Raw genomic sequence first — 21580 nt, 5'->3', positions numbered from 1 at the left:
GCGCGGTCGCCGCGTCCGCCGGGGGGAATCCCCGCGTGGCGGGCCGCCGCGAGGGCCGGGCGGCCGCCCGGCGGCGCTCCGGTGCGGGCGGGCCGCGGCGGGGCCCGCAGGCGGGCGACCGGGGTCAACGGGGGCGACCCGGGGCGACGGGGGGGGTTGGCCCGGGGATCGACGGCGGGGGTCCGGCCGGGGCCGGGGCGGGCCCGGAGGGGGCCGGAGCCCCGGGGGCCGCCGCTACTCGGCGACGGCGACGGCCGGGGCGGGGATCTCCATGAGGATGGTGCGCCGGGGGTTGGCGGTCTGGGCGGGCAGCTCGACGGCGTGCTCCGGCGGTTCCGGCGTGCGCAGCGCCTCGGCGTTCTCGAGGTGTGCCAGCGTGGTGCGGCGCGGGTTCGCGGTCTTGGGGAACGTCGTCGTGGTCTTCACGGTGGTGGGGAAACCCTGTCCTGTCCGGGCGCCGACCGGGGTGGTTCCCGAGGGCGCGGGTGGTCGGTTGTGCCTTCTCAGTAAAGCGTCAGGCTAAACACGCGATTCCCCCGCCCGTCCGGGAGATGCCGCGACCGGGGTGTGAGTTTCCTCACTCAAGCAGGGGTAAAACGGTCAATTCAACCCTCGCCTCCACGGGGGCGAAGAGGACATTCCCCTTCCAAGCCGCCCATTCCTCTCCTGATCATGATCACTGGGACACTCTTCCCAGGTCAACGGGTTGTTGCGGTACGCCCGAAATGCACCCGATCATCTTCTACATGAGGTGATACGACCCTCACGGCCCGTCACGTATGCAACGCCCTGGGCCGTTGCCCTTGTTGGAGATCCTGCACTGTGCTGGAATTCCACGGAACCGCCGCGGGGATCGAGGCCGGCGCACAGGGGGGCGCACAGGAGCGCCGCGCGGCGGCACGAGGGGGAAATTCCGAGGCCGGTCTTTCACGACCACCACGAGGACGCATTCAGGGCGTTCCCATGGTGCCGACACCGTGTCCGTCCGCTCACGCGGAGGGGCGCCTGGTTCAGAGGTTGCGACGCTAGTGCAGGGACGTTTCAAGAGGGATGGCAGTGCTTCGGCCGAGCCGGAGCCGCACGGCGGGACTGGCCCCAAGGCCGTCGGCTCCTCGCCCCAGCACGCCCACAACCAGGGTCAGACCCCGGCCGGTGACCACGGCGGGCGTCCCGGGACGACCGGTTCCCCGGCCGTGGCGGACAGCCCGGCCGCGGCCCCGAAGCGGGCCAAGAGCCCCGGCCCCGGGCCGCGAATAGCCCTGCGGAACTGGCGGATCTCCACCCGTCTGGTCTCGCTGCTCGCGCTGCCGGTGGTCGCGGCCACCTCGCTGGGCGCGATGCGCATCAACCAGTCGATGGACGACATCCAGCAGCTCGACAACATGAAGCTGCTGACCGAGATGACCAAGCAGGCCACCGAACTGGCCGCCGCGCTCCAGGAGGAGCGCGACCAGTCGGCCGGTCCGCTCGCGCACGGCTCGAAGACCAGCACCATCGCCGTCAAGGGCGACCGCGAGAAGACCGACCGCGCCCGGAAGAACTTCCTCGACCGGTCCCAGGCCATCGACGCCGCCAGCAAGGAGGGCAACCTCGTCGGCGTCCGCGACAGCCTCGTCGGCATCGCCAGCGACCTCAACGGCCTGGAGCGCATCCGCAGCACCGCCTACCAGTCCAAGGGCAACTCGACCCAGACCGTCGAGGGCTACCACCGGCTGATCACCCATCTGCTGGACCTCTCCCAGGACATGGCCGAGGCCACCAGCAACCCGGAGATGATCCAGCGCACCCGCGCCCTGTCGGCCTTCTCCTCGGCCAAGGAGTACGCCTCCGTCCAGCGCGCCGTGCTCGCCGCCGCCCTCCCGGCCAACAACACCGACAAGGGCCGGCTCTCCGAGAACGACCGGCTCTACGCCCAGTCGGCGCTGCAGGGCCAGAAGTCCGAGATCCGCAGCTTCACCAGCATCTACGGCAACGGCGCCGAGGACCTCCTCAAGCCGATCTCCCAGGGCAACCCGGTCATCGAGGCCTCCGACCAGTACGCGGGTCGGGCCTTCGACGACAAGAACGGCCTGAACAACCTGGCCAAGCGCTCCTACCAGGACTGGCTGGACGACAGCTCCACCAAGATCCAGCAGATGAAGAACATCGAGCTGAAGCTCCTGGAGGACATGGAGCAGCAGGCTCGCGAGCTGCGCAGCGAGTCGGAGCAGGAGGCCATCGTCTCCGGTGTCCTGATCCTGCTGGTGCTCGGCGTCTCCCTGGTCGGCGCGTTCGTCGTGGCGCGGTCCATGATCCGCTCGCTGCGCCGCCTGGAGGACACCGCGACCAAGGTCGCCCAGGACCGCCTGCCCGAGCTGGTCAAGCAGCTCTCGGAGAGCGACCCGCAGGACGTGGACACCTCCGTGGAGTCCGTCGGCGTGCACTCGCGCGACGAGATCGGCCGGGTGGCCGCGGCCTTCGACGACGTGCACCGCGAGGCGGTCCGGCTCGCCGCCGAGCAGGCCCTCCTGCGGGGCAACGTCAACGCGATGTTCACCAACCTCTCGCGCCGCTCCCAGGGCCTGATCCAGCGCCAGCTCTCGCTCATCTCCGAGCTGGAGTCCCGCGAGGCCGACCCCGACCAGCTCTCCTCGCTGTTCAAGCTCGACCACCTCGCCACCCGCATGCGCCGCAACGGCGAGAACCTCCTCGTCCTCGCGGGCGAGGAGCCCGGCCGCCGCTGGACCCGCCCGGTGCCGCTGGTCGACGTGCTGCGCGCCGCCGCGTCCGAGGTGGAGCAGTACGAGCGCATCGAACTGGCCGCCGTGCCGAGCACCGAGGTGGCCGGCCGGGTCGTCAACGACCTCGTCCACCTGCTCGCCGAGCTGCTGGAGAACGCGACCTCGTTCTCCTCCCCGCAGACCAAGGTCAAGGTCACCGGTCACGCGCTGCCCGACGGGCGGGTGCTCATCGAGATCCACGACACCGGCATCGGGCTGTCCCCCGAGGACCTGGCCGCGATCAACGAGCGGCTCGCCTCGCCGCCCACCGTGGACGTCTCCGTCTCCCGCCGCATGGGCCTGTTCGTGGTCGGCCGCCTCTCGCAGCGCCACGGCATCCGCATCCAGCTCCGCCCCTCCGACTCCGGCGGCACGACCGCGCTGGTCATGCTGCCCGTCGACGTCGCCCAGGGCGGCCGCAAGCCGCAGCCCAAGCCCGGCCAGCCCGGCGTCGGCGGCCCGGCCGCCGCGCAGGCGGCGGCGGGCGCCGCGGCGGCGCGGCGCGGCGGCAACGGCAACGGCGAGGGCGGCCCCGGCGGTGCTCCCGCCGGCGGTGCCTTCGGCAGCGGCGGCGCGTTCGGCGCCGGTGCTCCCGGCGGCGGCCGGCTCGGCGCGGCCCAGGGCCCGCGGGCCGCGCTGCCCGGCCGGGACGGAGGCGGTCGCCCGGGTGGCTTCGGCGGGCAGCGGGGACCGCAGCCCCCGTCGGCGCCCTACCAGGGCCGCCCGGCTCCGGCGGGCGCCGGAGCGGGACAGGCGTTCGGCGGCGGACCGCTGGGCCCGCAGGGCCCGGGCGCGCCCGCCCCGCAGGCCCCCGCCCCGCAGACCCCCGCCGCACACGGCCAGGATGCCTTCGGCGACGGCCGGGCCCCGGTGCCCCCGCAGCGCGGCGGCGAGGACGGGCAGGAGCACCGTCCGCAGCTCCCGCCGCGCGGCGGACCGCGGGCCGAGCTGCCCGGCGGCAACCCGCCGCCGCGGGTGCCGAGCTGGAGCGACGAGAACGCGCGGCCCTCCGTGCCCGGCGCCCCCGACACCCCGCGCGGCCACGAGGAGGCCGCCGCGACCACCGAGCTGCCCGCCGTGTCCCGGTTCCACGAGCCCCGGTTCGGCGAGCCCCAGGTGCCGTCCGCGGTCCAGGGCCCCGGCGCCACCACAGAGTTCACCCGCCCCGACTTCGGCGCCCCGGCCCCCGGCCCCGGCGCGGACCAGGACACCGGCCGGTACCAGCATCCCGACCCGGCGCCGTACGGCCGGGACGAGCGGCACGCGCCCCGGGACGACCAGTTCCCGCGCGCCGAGCCCGGCGCCCCGCGGCAGGACGGCCCGTTCGTCCGGCCCGACGTCTTCGGCCCGCACTCCGCCGACCAGGGCCGCCCCGGACCGCAGGACCCGGCGTCCACCGCCGCGTTCGGCGCCCCCCAGGGCTACCGCGACGGCTCCACCGGGCAGCACGCCCTGCCGGAGCGCCCGCGGGCCGACGCCACCGGGCAGTTCGACCGGCCGCAGCCCGACACCCCGTACGGCGGCGACCACGGCGCCCCGCAGCGGCGGCCCGACGGCCACGAGCCCGAGCCCGCCGGTCCCGCGCAGCGGCCCGCCGACGGCTGGGCCCTGCCGCCGGCCTCCGGGCCCGGCGACGGCCGCACGCCGCTGTACGACACCCTGGAGACCAACTGGTTCCACGGCGACCGGCGCCCGCAGGTCGACGCCCCGGCCCCCGCCGCGGACCCGCAGTCTCCGCCACAGACCCCGGCGGCCCCCCAGCGGCCCGCCGCCTCCACCTGGCGCAGCTCGCCCAACGACGACCTCGTCCGGCAGGCCGAGCGCGTCCGGCAGCCCGCCGCGGGTGGAGTCACCACCTCCGGCCTGCCGCGCCGGGTGCCCAGGGCCAACCTGGTCCCGGGTACGGCGCAGCAGCAGTCGCACCAGAACGGTCCGCAGGTCTCGCGTGCGCCCGACGACGTGCGCGGCCGGCTGACCAATCTCCGTCGGGGAATCGCACAGGGCCGTCAGGCCGGTACCAACCAGACCGGCAGCCACCCGCGGCCCACTCACCAGCAGGAGCGTTAGTTGAGCCAGATGAGCCAGGCGGCACAGAACCTCAACTGGTTGATCACGAATTTCGTGGACAACACCCCGGGCGTGTCCCACACTGTCGTCGTGTCAGCCGACGGACTCCTTCTGGCGATGTCGGAAGGGTTCCCCCGGGACCGCGCGGACCAGCTCGCGGCCGTCGCCTCCGGGCTGACCTCGCTGACCGCCGGGGCGTCCCGGATCTTCGAGGGCGGCAACGTGGCCCAGACGGTCGTGGAGATGGAGCGCGGCTTCCTCTTCCTGATGTCCGTCTCCGACGGGTCGTCCCTGGCCGTGCTCGCGCACCCGGAGTGCGACATCGGCCTGGTCGGCTACGAGATGGCCCTCCTGGTCGACCGTGCGGGCGCGGTGCTCACCCCCGATCTGCGTGCCGAGCTACAGGGAAGTCTGCTGCACTGATCGGTCCCGGCACCACCCGCGTCACCACATCACCGTCCGGCCGCCACATTCCCCCCACCGGCCCTGTCAGACGGCACGACTGACCCACCTGCTGTCCCGCCCGGAGGACTCATGACCCCGCCCACCGCCTCTCATGATCCGTACGCGGAGCCGTACGAGGACGAGGGCGACCAACCGCTGGTACGTCCCTACGCGATGACCGGTGGCCGGACGAGGCCGCGCTACCAGCTCGCCATCGAGGCGCTGATCAGCACGACGGCCGACCCGGCAGCGCTCATGGGACTGCTTCCCGAGCACCAGCGCATCTGCCACCTGTGCCGTGAGGTCAAGTCGGTGGCCGAGGTGTCGGCCCTGCTGTCGATGCCACTCGGTGTGGCCCGGATCCTCGTCGCGGACCTCGCGGAGGCCGGGCTCGTCGCCATCCACCAGCCGGGCGGCGATGAGAACAATGGCGGTGCGCCGGACGTGACACTGCTCGAAAGGGTGCTCAGTGGACTTCGCAAGCTCTGACGGAGGCCGGGCGACCACCTCCGCGAAGATCGTGGTGGCCGGCGGCTTCGGGGTCGGCAAGACCACGTTCGTGGGCGCCGTCTCGGAGATCAACCCGCTGCGCACGGAGGCCGTGATGACCTCCGCCAGCGCCGGGATCGACGATCTCACGCACACCGGGGACAAGACGACCACCACGGTCGCCATGGACTTCGGCCGCATCACGCTCGACCAGGACCTGATCCTCTACCTGTTCGGCACCCCCGGCCAGGACCGCTTCTGGTTCATGTGGGACGACCTGGTGCGCGGCGCCATCGGCGCGGTCGTGCTCTGCGACACCCGCCGGCTGGCGGACTGCTTCCCGGCCGTCGACTACTTCGAGAACAGCGGCCTGCCGTTCGTCGTGGCGCTCAACGGCTTCGACGGCCAGCAGCCGTACACCCCGGACGAGGTCCGCGAGGCGCTCCAGATCGGCCCCGACACGCCGATCATCACCACCGACGCCCGGCACCGCGCCGACGCGAAGAGCGCGCTGATCACCCTGGTGGAGCACGCGCTCATGGCCCGGCTGCGGTAGCTCCGGTCCAGGTCACAGCCAAGTCGGCAACGCCATACGGCAGTTGCCGTAGGCCGGTAGGAGCCGACTGTGTCGTTCGACACGGTCGGCTTCGCTGTTCATAACGTTTCGGCAGAGGAAATCGGGTGGCACCGACACGCGTCGCGGTCACCCCGTGCCGCTGCGCGTACAGGGGGCCCGTCTTTTGCGCGGGCCTCGCTCTTTTTGACCGTTTTACGTAGGGCTTACCTCACATGTGACCCGCGAATCCGACTGTTTGGAGGAGCACAGCCGGTCGTGCTGGAATGCCAGGACCGCCCCGCAGCCCCCGCCGTACTCAGCGGTAGTGCGTACGCGATGGCGAACAGGGCCCTGATTCACAGCGGCACGACGCAGGTGCCGACCGCGGAGAGGTTGCTGGTCGAGTGAGGCGAAGCACGAACGGCCCCGAGCCATCGGCCCGGGGCAACTTCACCCCGCCGCGGGCGGCGGACGGGTCCGCCGTGCCGGAACCGCCGGCGGCCCCCGCCCCCGCCCCGCGCGGCGGACGCCTTTCCCCCCGCAACTGGCGGGTGGCCACCCGGCTCAACGCGATCCTGCTGATACCCGTGGCCGTCGGCCTCGTCCTGGGCGGCGTCCAGGTGAAGGGCTCCCTCGACACCTGGCAGGACGCGGACGACGCCGAGAGCACCGCGCGCCTGGTCCGCGCCTCCATCGGCTACGCCGGAGCGCTCTACCACGAACGCGACGTCAGCGCCGAGCCCCTGCTGCGGGGCGGGGGCGGACGGGACGCCGAGGTCGCCAAGGCCCGCCGGGCCACCGACGACGCCGCGGACGCCTTCGACGAGGCCGCGCGCGCCATGCCCGGCACGCCCCGGCTCGAACGCCGGCTCAAGGTCTTCCGCGCCGAGGAGCCCCGCCTCCAGTCGCTGCGCGCCGCCGCCTACACCTCCGAACTGAAGGGCGTGGAGACGGAGGAGGGCTACACCGGCGTAGCCCACCCGCTCATGGAGTTCGCCAACGAACTGGGCCTGGGCACCGGCAACGTCACCTCCTACGGCCGCACCGTCTACGCCGTCTCCCTGACCAAGGCGGCGCTGTCGCTGGAACGTTCCATCGGCATGCACATGCTGATCCGGCCGGGCCCCGACCCCGGCCACCTGGCCAGCCAGCGCGTCGCCCTCTCCTCCTACGCCTACCTGGAGCGGATCGCCGCCGAGGAGTACCTCGGCGGCGGCACCGAGCAGGACGCGCGGAACCTGAAGGACGCCGAGAAGAAGGTCAAGGACGACATCGCGGCCCTCGTCCAGGAGGCCCGCGCCAAGAACCCCGGCGGCACCCCTCCGCCCGCCGACCCGGCCACCATGGTCTCCGAGCTGGCCCGGCTGGACTCCACCGACGCCGCCGCCCGGCAGACGCTGGCCCAGCGGGGCATCACCCCCGAGAACTGGTGGGCCGTCACGACCCTCAAGTTCGACGCCTACGGCGGGATCGAGGCCGCCCTCGCGGACAACGCGGTGGCCGAGGCCGCCGCCGTCGCGGACGACGCCGAACGGGACGCCTACCTCACCGGCGCCGCCGTCGTCATCGCCCTGCTGGCCGCGTTCGTGCTGGCCGGGATCGTCGCCCGGCAGATGAGCCGCTCCATGCGCGAGCTGCGCAACGCCGCCTTCGGCATCGCCGAACAGCGCCTCCCGATGCTGGTCGACCAGCTCTCCCGGACCGACCCGGGCCGGGTCGACACCCGGGTCGCGCCGCTGCCGATCTCCTCCACCGACGAGATCGGCGAGGTCGCCCGCGCCTTCGACCAGGTGCACCGCGAGGCCGTCCGGCTCGCCTCCGAGCAGGCCCTGCTGCGCGGCAACATCAACGCCATCTTCACCAACCTCTCCCGGCGCAACCAGTCGCTGATCGAGGGCCAGATCGGCCTCATCACCCATCTGGAGAACCACGAGGCCGACCCGGACCAACTGGAGAACCTGTTCCGGCTGGACCACCTCGCCACCCGGATGCGGCGCAACGGCGAGAACCTCCTCGTCCTCGCGGGCGGGGAGCCCGGCCGCCGCTGGGACCGGCCGGTGCCGCTGGTGGACATCCTGCGCGCCGCCTCCTCCGAGGTGGAGCAGTACGAGCGCATCGAGCTGTCCGGGGTACCGGAGGCCGACATCCACGGCCGGGCCGTGACCGACCTCGTGCACCTGCTGGCCGAGCTGCTGGAGAACGCCACCACCTTCTCCTCCCCGCAGACCAAGGTCAGGGTCACCGCCACCCGGCTGCCCGACGGCCGGGTCGTCATCGAGATCCACGACAAGGGCATCGGCCTCACCGCCGAGGACTTCGCGGACATCAACCACAAGCTGGCCAACCCGCCCACCGTGGACGTCGCGATCTCCCAGCGCATGGGCCTGTTCGTGGTCGGCCGGCTCTCCGACCGGCACGGCATCCGCGTCCAGCTCCGCCCCTCCGGCGAGCAGGCGGGCACCACCTCGCTGGTCATGCTGCCGGACGCCATCACCCACGGTGGCGGCGGGGAGCAGCAGCAGCGCGACGAGTTCACGGTCTCCCAGATCATCCCCGAGCAGGACGCCCGGGGCGACGGCTCCGGCCGCCCCCAGCAGCCCCAGCGCACCGCCGCCGAACTGGGCTTCGACGACAGCCGCTACGCCGACGGCGGCGGGGCCCGGCCGGGCCCGGTGGGCCGCTCCCTGCACCGCGGGGGGCGCCGCGCCGCCCTGGGGCCCCGGAACGGCTCCGCGGAGCCCGGCACGGAGTACCCCGCCCCCTCCGCCGGGAACGCCTCGTCCGCCGGGGCCACGTCCTCCGGCGGGGACGGCTTCCCCGCACCGCCCTCCGCCCACGACCCGGGCGCGGACGCCCGGCGGGAGCCGTACCCCGGCGCCCACCGGCACCCCGGCCCGGCGGCCCCCGGCGGCCCGGCCGGACACGGCGGCCCGGCGGCCTACGAGGGGCCGCGCGCTTCCCACGGCGGGCAGTACGCGGACGGGGGCGACCCGGCGGCCGGGTACGGCGACGAACGGACCGGATACGCGGACCGGGCCGGATACGGCGACGGGACCGGGTGGGGGCAACAGCAGGCCGGGTACGGCGATCAGGCCGGGTACGGCGACGGGACCGGGTACGGCGATCAGGCCGGACAGCCGCAGCAGGCCGGGTACGCCGGGCAGCAGGCCGGACCCGGCGACCAGCGGGCCGGGTACGCCGACCCGTCCGGGGCCGCGCACGCCGCGTACGACGGCGGCGTCCCGGGACAGGTCCACGGGGACCCGTCCGCGTACTACGCGCCCGGCGCCCCGCAGGCCCCCGCGCCCGGCGGCCCGGCGTCCCCTCCCGGCCACGGGTCCCCCCTGCACGACCGGCCGGGTCCGGACGGTTTCCCCAGCGACCACCCCGCCCAGTACCCTGCCGGCGCCCCCGAGGGGGACGCCGGGCGGACCTCTGACGGGAACGATGCGGACCGCGTAGGCTTCGACCGTCCGGGACCGGCCACCTCCGCCGTCCACGAGCTCACCGACGCCGGCCTTCCGCGCCGCGGTTCCGCCGCGGGCGGACCGGGCGGGGCACCGCGCGCCGACCGCGGAGCAACGCCGCCCGCGGCCGAGGCGGGCAGGGGCGACGGCGACTGGCGGTCCGCCAACGACGAGCGCTGGCAGCAGGCTTCGCGCCTGCGCAAGCCGAAGGCGGGCGGGATCACCCCCTCCGGTCTGCCGAGGCGGGTGCCCAAGGCCAATCTGGTCGAGGGAACCGCCGAGACCACGCTCCAGAACGGCCCGCAGATCTCCCGCGCCCCGGAGGACATCCGGGGCAGGCTGAGCAACCTGCGGCGCGGCGTCGAACGGGGCCGCAACGCAGGCAGTGAACAGAACACCCAGGCCACAACCAGTGAACAGCGTGGTCCTGACAGCACCTACGACCAGGAGCGTTAGTGTGAGCCCGATGAGCCAGGCGGCACAGAACCTGAACTGGTTGATCACCAACTTCGTGGACAACACCCCGGGGGTGTCCCACACGGTGGTGGTCTCCGCCGACGGACTCCTTCTGGCGATGTCCGAAGGGTTCCCCCGTGACCGCGCCGACCAGCTCGCCGCCGTCGCCTCCGGCCTGACCTCGCTGACGGCCGGCGCCTCGCGGATCTTCGAGGGCGGCAGCGTGAATCAGACAGTTGTGGAGATGGAGCGGGGATTCCTCTTCATCATGTCCATCTCCGACGGTTCGTCCCTCGCCGTCCTCGCCCACCCCGAAGCGGACATCGGTCTCATTGGGTACGAGATGGCCCTTCTGGTGGACCGCGCGGGCACGGTGCTGACACCGGACCTGCGGGCCGAACTCCAGGGCAGCCTCCTCAACTAGGGGCCGGACCGTGCGTTTTGGCGTCCCGGGGCCTTAAGGTTTCGGGACGCGGCTCCACAAGGGATGGGCGCCAGGCACAGTCGGAGGAGGAGAAAAGTGGCAACACCCCCAGGCGTTCCGTCGTCGGACAACTGGCCGTACGGTCCCGGTCGGGGACACGGCGGCGGCCCGGCACACGGATACGGCTACCCCTCCGGACCCCACCACGGGCAGCCGTACGCACCGCAGGGCCCCGGCCCTTCACCGTACGACCAGCCGTACGACCAGCCGCACGCCCCCCGCGTCCAGCCGCAGCGCCGTGCTCCGGCACCGGCCCCCTCGGGGTCGGCGAACAACCCCCTGGTGCGCCCGTACGCCATGACGGGCGGCCGCACCAGGCCCCGCTACCATCTCGCCATCGAGGCACTGGTGCACACCACCGCGCAACCGCACCAGATGCAGGGTCAGTTGCCCGAGCATCAGCGGATCTGCCATCTCTGCCGGGAGATCAAGTCGGTGGCCGAGATCTCGGCCCTGCTCGCGATCCCTCTCGGCGTGGCCAGGATCCTCGTCGCCGACTTGGCGGAGGCGGGACTGGTCGCCATCCATCAGCCCGGCGGCGACGACAGCGCCGGCGGCCAGCCAGACGTGACACTGCTCGAAAGGGTGCTCAGTGGACTTCGCAAGCTCTAGCGGCGGTCCTTCCCGCTCCACCACCTCAGCGAAGATCGTGGTGGCGGGCGGCTTCGGCGTGGGCAAGACCACGTTCGTGGGCGCCGTCTCGGAGATCAATCCGCTGCGCACGGAGGCCGTGATGACATCCGCTTCGGCGGGCATCGACGACCTCACCCACACCGGGGACAAGACGACCACCACGGTCGCCATGGACTTCGGCCGCATCACGCTCGACCAGGACCTGATCCTCTACCTGTTCGGCACCCCCGGCCAGGACCGCTTCTGGTTCATGTGGGACGACCTCGTGCGCGGCGCCATCGGCGCGGTCGTCCTGGTCGACACGCGGCGGCTCGCCGACTGCTTCCCCGCGGTCGACTACTTCGAGAACAGCGGCCTGCCGTTCGTCATCGCGCTCAACGGCTTCGACGGCAGCCAGCCGTACAACCCCGACGAGGTCCGCGAGGCGCTCCAGATCGGCCCCGACACACCGATCATCACCACCGACGCCCGGCACCGCGCCGACGCCAAGTCGACCCTGATCACCCTGGTGGAGCACGCCCTCATGGCCCGCCTGCGCTAGGTGCTGTCCGACGGGGCCCGGCCCCCGCGCGGCCCGACGGACCCGGACCGTGCCCCCTCCCGACAGAGCGGGCACGGTCCTTTTTTCCGTCCGGAACCTGCACAGCCCCGGGGCATCCTTGGTAACTTGACCGTCCGTGGTGAACCGCTGACCCAGAGGGGTGCGCCGGTTCCCCACGGGTCGCAGGGGGACACATGGACATGCACACCGGCCCGCGGCGCATCGGGAACTTCACCGTCATCGAACCGCTGGGCCGCGGCGGGATGGGCGTCGTCTACCTGTGCCGCACACCGGGCGGACAACGCCTCGCGGTCAAGGTCATCAGGGACAGCCTCTCCGAACACCCGGAGATCCGGTTACGGTTCGCCCGCGAGGTCGCCGCGCTGCGCGAGGTGCACAGCCCGTACACCGTGCCGGTCTACGCCGCGGAGACCCAGCGCCCGCCGCTCTGGCTCGCCACCCGGTACGTCGACGGACCCACGCTGCGCCAGCGCGTCCACGCCGAGGGGCCCCTGGACACCCGCGCGGTCATCCGGTTCGGGCTGATGCTCGCCGAGGCGCTCGCCACCGTGCACGAGCGGGGCGTGATCCACCGCGACCTCAAGCCCGGCAACATCCTCTTCGAGGGCGACGAACCGCGCCTCATCGACTTCGGCATCGCCCGCTCGGCGGCCGCCGTGAGCGGACTGACCGACCCCGGGGTGCAGCTCGGCACCTCCGGGTACATGGCGGCCGAGCAACTGGCGGGGCACAAGCCGTCGCCCGCCGTGGACGTCTTCGCCCTCGGCGCCGTCCTCACCTACGCGGCGACGGGCATGCTCCCCTTCGGCCAGGGCCAGGCCGCCGACGACCGCATCCGCCGCCGGGAACGGCCCGACCTCGGCGGCCTGGGCGGCTCCCTGCGGCGGCTGGTCGCCGAGTGCCTCGCCCACGACCCGCTCGCCCGGCCGGGACCCCAGCGGGTGATGAGCGCGCTCACGGCCTGCGGGGCCGAGGAGGCCGCCCGGCGGGAGGCGGAGCGGGACGGCCCGTCCGGGACGGGGCTGCTCCTGCGGAGGCCGCCAGGACCACCGGGAGCGCCGGGAACGCCGGGAACGCCGGAGCAGGGCGGGAGGGCTCCGGGCGGGGCGGGCGGCCGGCCCGGCGACGGGTCGGGGAGCGGACCGGGCCGGGGCGACGGCGAGGCGGACGGCGCGGCCCTCAGCGGGGCCGTCAGCGGGGCCGTCAGCGGGTTCTCCGGGGCCGAACCCCGGGACGCGTCGCGGGAGATGGCGGACGGCGCGCATGAATGCCATCTGCCGGGGCAGAACGGCGGCTGTGTGCTGCACGCCGTCGCCGCGGGGCTCCTCGACGCCGGCCTCACCCCCGCTCTGATCAGGAAGGCGCTGGTGCGCCATGACCACTGAACCACTGGTCCCGCTGCACGGCGGCTGGGAGACGCTGGCCCGCGGCTGGGCCCGGCGCCGGGGTGCCCGCGCCACCACCGAGCAGGGCGGGCTGAACGTCGACATCCTCACCGGCCGCCCCACCCGGAAGCACACCGTGGGCCTCACCCCCACGGGCCGGACCCTGGTGCTGATCATCACCGACGGCACCCTGGTGACGCGGGAGCGGCTGGCGGCGACCGCCGCCGCGGCCACCGCTTGGAACGCCCGCGAGGTGAACCCGACGGCCGTCCTCGGCTACGACCGCACCGAACTGCTGCTGCTCTCCGCCGTGTCGACCCTGCCCCTCGCCGCCCACATGGCCCCCACCGACTTCGCGGCCACGCTGAACGACCTGCTGGAGCGGGCCACCCGGCTGCTCTCCGAGTGCGGCGACCTCGGCCGGATCCTGCCGGGCGGTGCCGACCAGGACCCGCGGAGGTGAGCCGTTGACCACCCTGATCCTGCCGCTCGCCGGGCTGGCCGCCGTCATGCTGGTCGTGCTCGCCGTGCTCTGGACGCTCACGGGCACCTCGTACACCCGGCCGCCCCGCCCCGGGCAGGAGCCCGAGCAGCGGCGGCCCGACGACGGACGCGCGCCCCGGCAGCACCCGCCCGCGGCGCGGGACCCCTGGGGCCGGGAGGCACAGGTCCCGCGGCCGGCCCCCGGGACCGGCCCCCGGCGGGACTCCCCGCGGGACGCTCGGCGCAACCGGAACGACCGCCGGGAGGAGTCCCGGTGGGACCGGAACGACACCCGGGCAACCCCCGGGACCGATCCCCGGTGGGACCGGGGACTCCCCCAGGAGGATCCCCGCACCGACCCCCGCGGCGACCGGTGGGACCCGCGCCTCCCCGGAGGACCGGACCACCGGCTCCCGGCGGGGTGGGACCGCCGCACCCCGGCCGAGCCGGGCCGGTGGGTCCCGGAGGAGCCCCGGCCCGGGCCGGAGGACCCCCGCCCGGCCCCGGAGGACCCCCGCCCGCCCGGCGACCGGACGGGACGGCGGCTGGCCTCCGACGCGGCACGGCTGGCGCGGTACTCGGGGCTGCTGGCCGGCCGGGCCCTGTCCGCCCTCTCCCCCCGGTCCGATCCCCCGGCCGATACCCGGTCCGATCCGCGGTCCGGTCGGACGCCGCCCTGTGGCACCGCCCTCCCCCCGCCGTCCGCGCCGCACGGCTCCCCTCCCCCGCCCGGAACGCCCGGCGCCCCGGGGTCCCCGTCCGACCGCCCGGGCCCCACCGGCGCCCCGACCCCGGCCGACGGGCACCCGGACCGCACCCCGGCCCCCGGCACCGCCCTCCCGGCCTCCCCGGGCCCGGCCCCCGGCGACCGCCCCGAGCGGACCGACGGACGGGGCGGGCGCGCCGACGGCCCCGGCAGGCCCGAGCACGGCCACGGCGCCCGTCTCCCCGCCGCCCCGCGCCCCCAGGCACCCCAGGCACCCCAGGCACCCCAGGCACCCCAGGGTGCGCACCGCACCGCGCCCCGGCCTCTCCGGACCGGCCCGTACGACCGCTCCCCCTCCGGGCCCGGCGACGGGGCCGGGCCGCCCCGGGCCTCCGCCCCCTCCGCCCCGCTCCCCGCCACCCACCGGCAGGGGCCCCACGACCACGACACCCTCCCCCTCGGCCCCGGGGGCCGCACCGCCACCGCCCTCACCTGGCTGCGCCCCCAGGGCTATGTGAGCTGGGGCGGCGCCCTGCACCGCGCCCGCTGGCACGGCCCCTCGACCCGCTTCCCCGGTCCCGGCACCCTGGTCCGCATCGAGGCCGACCCCTCGCTCGACCCGCCCCGCCTGGACGCCTACCCCCTGGGCTGAACCCGCCCGCACCACCGCTCCACCGTCCACATCCCGCGACAGCACCACGGAGAAGTCGTGTTTGCCAACCCAGGTTCCGCCGAACCCCCCCTGCCCATGCCGTACACGGGCTTCGAGTTCGACAGCGCCCAGCGGCTCCCCCTGCTGCTGTGCCTGGACACCTCCAGCTCGCTCTCCAACAACGGCGCCATCACCGCGCTCAACAGCGCCCTGGCCTCCTGGGCGAAGAGCCTGGTCGACGACATGGCGCTCAGCGCCGCCGTCGACGTCGCCGTGATCACCTTCGGCGGAAGCGAGCAGATCACCGTCTGGCAGGGCGACATACCGCTCGGCCGGACGGCCCCGGTGTGGCCGCAGAGCCCCTTCGTACCCGCCCACGAGTTCCGGCCGCCGCTCCTCAAGGCGCACGGCGTGACCCTGCTGGACCGGGCACTGCGGCTGGCCATGGAGGTCGTCGCCGACTACAAGGCCGGGCTGCGCACCTCCGGCCTGACCTACTACCGGCCGCAGATCTGCGTGGTCACCGACGGCTACCCCAGCGACGAGACCGGCAAGTTCTCCTACGGCTACCGGGAGTTGCTCCCCGAGCTGCGCCGCGCGGAGGAGGAGCGCCGCTTCCGGCTGTTCGCCGTGGGCGTCGGCGAGCGGCACACCGGGGCGGAGGACGTCCTGAAGGAGCTGGCCCCCCAGTACCACGCCTGGCTGGACGGCTTCCCGTTCAAGGAGCTGCTCGCGGCGATGTCGCACAGCGCCAGGGCCACCCAGGGCGGCGCGGACGAGGCGGAGTTCCACGAGATCTTCGCCCGGCTCAAGAACCGCCGGGGCGGCGGGCAGGTGCCCGCGTGAGCGGAGCCCTCCCCCGGCCGCCCGGCCGCTGGCGGGTGCACGGCATCAGCGCCACCGGCTACCGGCACCTGCGCGACCGGCTCCCCTGCCAGGACGCCTGGGACTACGAGCGGACCCCGGACGGCCTGGTCCTGGCCGTCGCCGACGGCGCGGGCAGCGCACCCTACTCCCAGAACGGCTCGCGCGCCGTGGTGGGGATGGCCATGAACGCCTTCCTCCCCCTGGCGACGCCCTGGGCCCGGCTGCCCGACCCCGAGGCACGCCGACGGCACCTCACCGAGGCCTTCCGCCTCGTCCGCACCGAGTTCCTGCGCCGCTGCGGCCCGGACCCCTCCCTGTACGCGACGACCCTGACGGTGGTCGTCGCGGGCGAGGGCTGGCTCGGCCAGCTCTCCGTCGGCGACGGGCTCGTCCTGCTGCGCACCGGCGGGGAGGGCGACGGCAGCGCCTACCACCTGCTCCCCCGCCCCGCCGCCCGCAGCGAGTACGCCAACGAGACCGTCTTCGTCGGCTCCCCCGGCGCCCTGGAGCAGGCCCGGGTGGACTGCGTGCGCGACGACGGCGTCGACGGGGTGCTGCTGTCCACGGACGGCCTGACCAACGCCCTGCTCAAGCGGAGCGGGGCCGCCGCGCCGCTGCCCCACGACGACTTCGTGGGCCACCTCTTCGAGCGTCTCTCCCATCCCGCGTACGACCGCGCCGAGGAGGACCGGTGGCTGGCCGCGTTCCTCGCCTCGGACCAGATCAGCCGGGTCACCGGTGACGACAAGACTCTCCTGTGGGCGGTACGGACATGAACGCGTACGACACCACCGACCTGGCCTTCGGCGACGGCACCCGGGTCCTGCGCGAACAGCGGCCGCTCGGGCAGGGCGGCCAGGGCAGCGTCTGGGGCGTGAGCGACCGCGACGACCTCGTCGTCAAGATCTACGACCGCTCCCCCGACGACGCGCAGCTCCGCAGGCTGGCGGCCATGCTACGGGCCCGGCCGCTGGAGCGGGAGCACCTGCTGCCGGACCAGCCGCCGCTGCTGGTGTGGCCGACCTCGCTGGTCGAGGCCGGCGGGCGCCCGGTCGGCTACGGGATGCCCCGCCTGCCCTCCTCGCACATCCCGCTCACCGGGCTGCTGCAGAAACAGGTGCGGCTGCGCCGCTTCGAGGGGCAGGCGCACTGGAGGTTCCTGCTCGGGGTGGCCGCGAACCTCGCCTACATGACGGCGGGACTGCACGCCGAGGGCTTCGTGGTGGGCGATCTGTCCAGCACCAACGCCGTCGCCGACCAGCGGGGCTTCATCACCCTCCTGGACTGCGACTCCTTCGCCTTCCGGGACGCGCTGACCGGGGAGGACTTCGGCTGCGACGTCTTCACCGACGACTACGCCGGGCCCGAGCGGCACGCCGGTGAGCAGCCGACCGCGCACTCGGACGACTTCGCCCTCGCCGTGCTCGTCTACCAGTTGCTCACCGGCGGCAATCACCCGTTCGACGGAGCGCCGAAGTACGGGACCGAGGAGTCGACGCGCAAGGACAACATCCTCGCGGGCACCTCGTTCCTGCTCCACCCGGACCGGGTGGTGACGCCCGCGCAACTGCTGCCGCCCGAGGTGGTGCCGCCGCAACTGCTGCGGCTGGCGAGGCAGGCGTTCGGGCCCGGGCTGCGGAATCCGGAGCGGCGGCCCCGGTCCACGGCCTGGCTGGACGCGCTGGACGAGGCCCGCGCCCGGGTCCTCCAGTGCCCCGCGGTGCCGGTGCACTGGTACGGCGGCCATCTCACCGCCTGCCCGTGGTGCCGGCGGCAGGCGGACCGCCAGTCGGACCCGTTCACCGCGCTGGGGGGCCGGGTGCCCGGCCAGGGATCGGCGGCGTGGTCGGCGCGTGCCACCCCGTCGGCCCAGGCGTCGGCCTCGGCCTCGGCGGGGGCCTCCGCGTCCGCCCCGGCGGGGGCCTCCGCTTCGGCCGCGGCCGGGGCGCCCGGGTCCTCCGGGGCGCCGGGGGCGGGCGCCGCCCCCGGGACCTCGGCGGCGGGCGCCTCCGGCGGACCGGCCCCGTCCGGCGGGACCGGGACGACGGCACCGTCCGGCGGGCCGTCCGCGTCCGGCCCGTCCGGCACCGGTACGCCTCCCCACGCCACCGGCGGCCCCACGCCCCCGGGACCGGCCTCGCCCACGGCACCGGAGCCCGGCGCGGGCACCGTCGGGCCCGAGCCGGAGCCCGGCGCGGACGGGGCGGCGCACGCGGAGGAGCCCGTGGGCGTCGGCGCCACCTGTGCGGGACTGCTGATCCTGGTGGGCCTGCTCGCCCTGCTGGTCTGGGGCATCGTCACCGCGGTGCGGGCGGTGTTCTGACCCACGAGGGAAGGGCCGGCACCCCGGACGGGGTGCCGGCCCTTCCCAGGGACGCGGGACGCTCAGCGCCAGCTGTGCGGGGCGCGGAAGCCGGGCTCGCGCTCCAGGCGGCGCCAGCCGGCCCGGACCCTGCCGCCGTGGGACGGCGCCAGCTCGGCGGGGCGGGCCGCGGCGCGGGCCATCAGGAGGGCCGTGATCGCGGCGACCTCCTCGGGCTCGGCGTGGCCCTTCTCGACACGGATGTCGGGAGTGCTCATGGACATGGCTCCTCGGGTCACTGCGGCGGGTTGCCGTGCTTGCGGCTGGGCAGGTCGGCGTGCTTGGTCTGGAGCATCGCGAGGGAGCGGATGAGGACCTCGCGGGTCTCGGCGGGGTCGATGACATCGTCCACGAGGCCGCGTTCGGCCGCGTAGTACGGGTGCATCAGCTCGGCCTTGTACTCCTTGACCATCTTCTGCCGCATGGCCTCGGGGTCCTCGGCGGCGGCGATCTGGCGGCGGAAGACGACGTTGGCCGCGCCCTCCGCGCCCATCACGGCGATCTCGTTGGTCGGCCAGGCGTAGGTCAGGTCGGCGCCGATGGACCGGGAGTCCATGACGATGTAGGCGCCGCCGTACGCCTTGCGCAGGATCAGGGAGATCCTCGGCACGGTCGCGTTGCAGTACGCGTACAGCAGCTTGGCGCCGTGCCGGATGATCCCGCCGTGCTCCTGGTCGACGCCCGGGAGGAAGCCGGGGACGTCCAGCAGGGTCAGGATCGGGATGTTGAAGGCGTCGCACATCTGCACGAAGCGGGCGGCCTTCTCGGACGCCTCGATGTCCAGGACGCCGGCCAGGGACTGCGGCTGGTTGGCGACGATGCCGACGACCTGTCCGTCCAGACGGGCCAGGGCGCAGATGATGTTCCGCGCCCAGCGCTCGTGGACCTCCAGGTACTCGCCGTCGTCGACGATCTCCTCGATGACCTTGGCCATGTCGTACGGCCGGTTCCCGTCGGCGGGGACCAGGTCGAGGAGGGTCTCGCCGCGCCGGTCGGCGGGGTCGGCGCACTCGGTGCGGGGCGGGTTCTCCCGGTTGTTCTGCGGGAGCAGGGAGAGGAGGTAGCGCACCTCGGCGATGCACGTCTCCTCGTCGTCGTAGGCGAAGTGCGCCACGCCCGACGTCTCCGCGTGCACATCGGCACCGCCGAGGCCGTTCTGGGTGATCTCCTCACCGGTGACCGCCTTGACGACGTCCGGACCGGTGATGAACATCTGCGAGGTCTCACGGACCATGAACACGAAGTCCGTCAGCGCCGGGCTGTAGGCCGCGCCACCCGCACACGGCCCCAGCATCACGCTGATCTGCGGGATCACCCCCGACGCCCTGGTGTTGCGCTGGAAGATGCCGCCGTACCCGGCCAGCGCCGAGACGCCCTCCTGGATACGCGCGCCCGCGCCGTCGTTCAGGGACACCAGCGGAGCACCGGCCGCGATGGCCATGTCCATGATCTTGTGGATCTTCGCCGCATGAGCCTCGCCCAGAGCACCGCCGAAGATCCGGAAGTCGTGCGCGTAGACGAAGACCGTCCGGCCCTCCACCGTGCCCCAGCCCGTCACGACACCATCCGTGTACGGCCGCTTCGCCTCCAGGCCGAACCCGCTCGCCCGGTGCCGCCGCAACTGCTCGACCTCACTGAACGAATCCGGGTCCAGCAACAGCCCGATCCGCTCCCGCGCCGTCAGCTTGCCCTTGGCGTGCTGCGCCTCGGTCGCCTTCTCGCTCGGCCCGGCCAGCGCCTGCGCACGGATCCCGTGCAGCTCGGCCACCCGTCCACGCGCGTCCGTCGGCTCACCCGGCGCCTCATCCAAAACGGTCATGCAGCGACTCTACGAACCCGGACACCGTTTGCGAGCCGTCGACTCCGAACAGTCCTCAGCGCGATTTCCTGGTAATCCTGAACAGGAGCCACCCCACTTTGGGCCGTTTCGACTGCTCAGAGCCCCCGACCCTTGTGGAGGTCGCACAAAGCAGCCACCCGAGAGGCACCTCACATTCCCCCGCGGTTCATACCACCTCCGGAGTGACGCGAAGAGAAGGTTGAAAGTTCAACGGAATGCCACTACAGTCGAGCCCGTCCGATTGATTCAATGTTCAACCAAACCTTAGGAGATCATCATGGGCATCTTCGGCAAGAAGTCCGCCGCCACCCCCGCCGCCGTCAACCCGGCCCTCGCCGCCGTCACCGGCGACTACACCATCGACCCGTCGCACACCACGATCGGCTTCGTCGCCCGCCATGCCATGGTCACGAACGTCAAGGGCAAGTTCCTCGACTTCAGCGGCACCCTGCACCTGGACGGCACCGACCCCTCCGCGTCCACCGCGGCGCTGGACATCACGATGGACAGCATCGACACGGGTTCCGCCGACCGGGACGGCCACCTCAAGAGCGCGGACTTCTTCAAGACGGAGGAGTTCCCGACCATGACGTTCCGCTCCACCGAGGCCGAGGCCCTCGGCGGCGACGACTACCGCATCACCGGTGACCTGACCATTCTCGGCACCACCAAGTCCCTCACCATCGACCTGGAGTTCAACGGCGCCGCGACCGACCCCTTCGGCAACGAGCGCGTCGGCTTCGAGGGCAAGGCCGAGATCCTGCGCTCCGAGTGGGGCCTGACCTGGAACGCGGCCCTGGAGACCGGCGGCGTCCTGGTGTCCGACAAGATCAAGCTCAACTTCGACATCTCCGCCATCAAGCAGGCGTGAGGCCGTCGGGGGCCCCGGGAGACCGCCCGCGGGCCCTGCCGTGCCGCCGCCGCAGAAGGACCCGGGACCCGCGTCCCGCCATGACCGTCCTGCACCTCGACACGCGATACGCCGTCGGAGTGCACGGCCATGTCCGGACGGGACCGGAAGGTGCCCGCGCCTCCGGGAAGAGGGCGGGAGCGCGGCGGGAGCGCGGCGGGAGCGCGGCGGGAAGAGGTACTCCGCGCGCACCCGGCACCGGAGAGGTGACCGTGGGGGCCGCCCGCTTCCCTGCCAGGGTCGTGCTTCCACGGGCCGCGTCAAGGGCGCTGCGCGTCGCCTGCGGCGATGGCCCTGCGGGCCACCCTTGACCCGGCCCGCTCCAGCACGGGGAAGAAGCGAGCGGGCGGCCCGGGGGGAACGGGTGTCCCACCGCCGGCCACCCCGGCCCCGGCTCCCAGTGACCCGGCGACACGGGACGCGACAGCGCCCCGCAAGCACGCCACGCCGTCTCAGCG

The 21580-nt window shown here is 73.9% G+C and carries 19 protein-coding genes; 16 read left to right on the top strand and 3 right to left on the bottom strand.

Features of this window, described 5'->3' with window-relative positions; translation table 11 throughout:
• Positions 1-234 precede the first annotated feature (234 nt).
• The gene (locus GTY84_RS08380; protein WP_161225509.1) at positions 235-426 is read right to left on the bottom strand and encodes a hypothetical protein; all 192 of its coding nucleotides are present in this window, start codon (positions 424-426) and stop codon (positions 235-237) included.
• Between the two features lie 602 nt (positions 427-1028).
• Here GTY84_RS08380 and GTY84_RS08375 point away from each other — a divergent pair.
• The 15 genes from GTY84_RS08375 (at position 1029) to GTY84_RS08310 (ending at position 18333) form a co-directional block, all read left to right on the top strand.
• Entirely contained in the window at positions 1029-4826 is a 3798-nt protein-coding gene (locus GTY84_RS08375; protein WP_161225508.1) for a sensor histidine kinase, read from the top strand.
• Between the two features lie 9 nt (positions 4827-4835).
• Complete coding sequence (locus tag GTY84_RS08370; RefSeq protein ID WP_003973453.1) at positions 4836-5249, top strand: roadblock/LC7 domain-containing protein; 414 nt, start codon at positions 4836-4838, stop codon at positions 5247-5249.
• A gap of 111 nt (positions 5250-5360) precedes the next feature.
• The gene (locus GTY84_RS08365; protein WP_003997626.1) at positions 5361-5759 is read left to right on the top strand and encodes a DUF742 domain-containing protein; all 399 of its coding nucleotides are present in this window, start codon (positions 5361-5363) and stop codon (positions 5757-5759) included.
• Positions 5740-6315 (top strand): ATP/GTP-binding protein, encoded by a 576-nt coding sequence (locus tag GTY84_RS08360; protein WP_161225507.1) that lies wholly within the window; start codon positions 5740-5742, stop codon positions 6313-6315. Before GTY84_RS08365 ends, GTY84_RS08360 begins: the two co-directional genes overlap by 20 nt.
• A 276-nt stretch (positions 6316-6591) precedes the next feature.
• Positions 6592-6723: a hypothetical protein gene (locus GTY84_RS34540; protein ID WP_265294547.1), complete on the top strand. Its 132-nt coding sequence runs from the start codon at positions 6592-6594 to the stop codon at positions 6721-6723.
• The gene (locus GTY84_RS08355) at positions 6720-10238 is read left to right on the top strand and encodes a nitrate- and nitrite sensing domain-containing protein (RefSeq protein ID WP_161225506.1); all 3519 of its coding nucleotides are present in this window, start codon (positions 6720-6722) and stop codon (positions 10236-10238) included. Before GTY84_RS34540 ends, GTY84_RS08355 begins: the two co-directional genes overlap by 4 nt.
• Before the next feature lie 10 nt (positions 10239-10248).
• Complete coding sequence (locus GTY84_RS08350) at positions 10249-10662, top strand: roadblock/LC7 domain-containing protein (protein ID WP_004983065.1); 414 nt, start codon at positions 10249-10251, stop codon at positions 10660-10662.
• Between the two features lie 96 nt (positions 10663-10758).
• The gene (locus tag GTY84_RS08345; RefSeq protein ID WP_161225505.1) at positions 10759-11334 is read left to right on the top strand and encodes a DUF742 domain-containing protein; all 576 of its coding nucleotides are present in this window, start codon (positions 10759-10761) and stop codon (positions 11332-11334) included.
• Entirely contained in the window at positions 11315-11896 is a 582-nt protein-coding gene (locus tag GTY84_RS08340) for an ATP/GTP-binding protein (RefSeq protein ID WP_161225504.1), read from the top strand. Before GTY84_RS08345 ends, GTY84_RS08340 begins: the two co-directional genes overlap by 20 nt.
• A 194-nt stretch (positions 11897-12090) precedes the next feature.
• A complete protein-coding gene (locus GTY84_RS08335) occupies positions 12091-13302 on the top strand; it encodes a serine/threonine-protein kinase (RefSeq protein WP_161225503.1) in 1212 nt (403 codons plus the stop codon).
• The gene (locus GTY84_RS08330) at positions 13292-13765 is read left to right on the top strand and encodes a hypothetical protein (RefSeq protein ID WP_161225502.1); all 474 of its coding nucleotides are present in this window, start codon (positions 13292-13294) and stop codon (positions 13763-13765) included. Before GTY84_RS08335 ends, GTY84_RS08330 begins: the two co-directional genes overlap by 11 nt.
• A gap of 4 nt (positions 13766-13769) precedes the next feature.
• Positions 13770-15143 carry a hypothetical protein gene (locus GTY84_RS34535; protein ID WP_161225501.1) on the top strand — a complete coding sequence of 458 codons (1374 nt, stop codon included), beginning with the start codon at positions 13770-13772 and terminating at the stop codon, positions 15141-15143.
• A 57-nt stretch (positions 15144-15200) separates the two neighbouring features.
• Positions 15201-15989, top strand: a complete 789-nt coding sequence (locus tag GTY84_RS08320) for a hypothetical protein (protein ID WP_161225500.1) — start codon at positions 15201-15203, stop codon at positions 15987-15989.
• Positions 15986-16786, top strand: a complete 801-nt coding sequence (locus GTY84_RS08315; protein ID WP_161225499.1) for a PP2C family serine/threonine-protein phosphatase — start codon at positions 15986-15988, stop codon at positions 16784-16786. The genes GTY84_RS08320 and GTY84_RS08315 overlap by 4 nt, the downstream gene beginning before the upstream one ends.
• Positions 16783-18333, top strand: a complete 1551-nt coding sequence (locus GTY84_RS08310; protein ID WP_161225498.1) for a hypothetical protein — start codon at positions 16783-16785, stop codon at positions 18331-18333. Before GTY84_RS08315 ends, GTY84_RS08310 begins: the two co-directional genes overlap by 4 nt.
• 62 nt (positions 18334-18395) lie before the next feature.
• Here the strand turns inward: GTY84_RS08310 and GTY84_RS08305 are convergent, their stop codons facing one another.
• The gene (locus tag GTY84_RS08305; protein WP_161225497.1) at positions 18396-18590 is read right to left on the bottom strand and encodes an acyl-CoA carboxylase subunit epsilon; all 195 of its coding nucleotides are present in this window, start codon (positions 18588-18590) and stop codon (positions 18396-18398) included.
• A 17-nt stretch (positions 18591-18607) separates the two neighbouring features.
• Positions 18608-20191, bottom strand: coding sequence for an acyl-CoA carboxylase subunit beta (locus GTY84_RS08300; RefSeq protein WP_161225496.1), 1584 nt, complete (start codon positions 20189-20191; stop codon positions 18608-18610).
• A 298-nt stretch (positions 20192-20489) separates the two neighbouring features.
• Between GTY84_RS08300 and GTY84_RS08295 the strand changes: the two genes are divergently transcribed.
• A complete protein-coding gene (locus GTY84_RS08295) occupies positions 20490-21083 on the top strand; it encodes a YceI family protein (RefSeq protein WP_161225495.1) in 594 nt (197 codons plus the stop codon).
• Positions 21084-21580 lie beyond the last annotated feature (497 nt).

Source organism: Streptomyces sp. SID8352 (assembly GCF_009862265.1).
Taxonomy (GTDB): Bacteria; Actinomycetota; Actinomycetes; order Streptomycetales; family Streptomycetaceae; genus Streptomyces.
The sequence above is the reverse complement of the archived record's forward strand: the minus strand, read 5'-3'. Positions and strand labels throughout refer to the sequence as shown.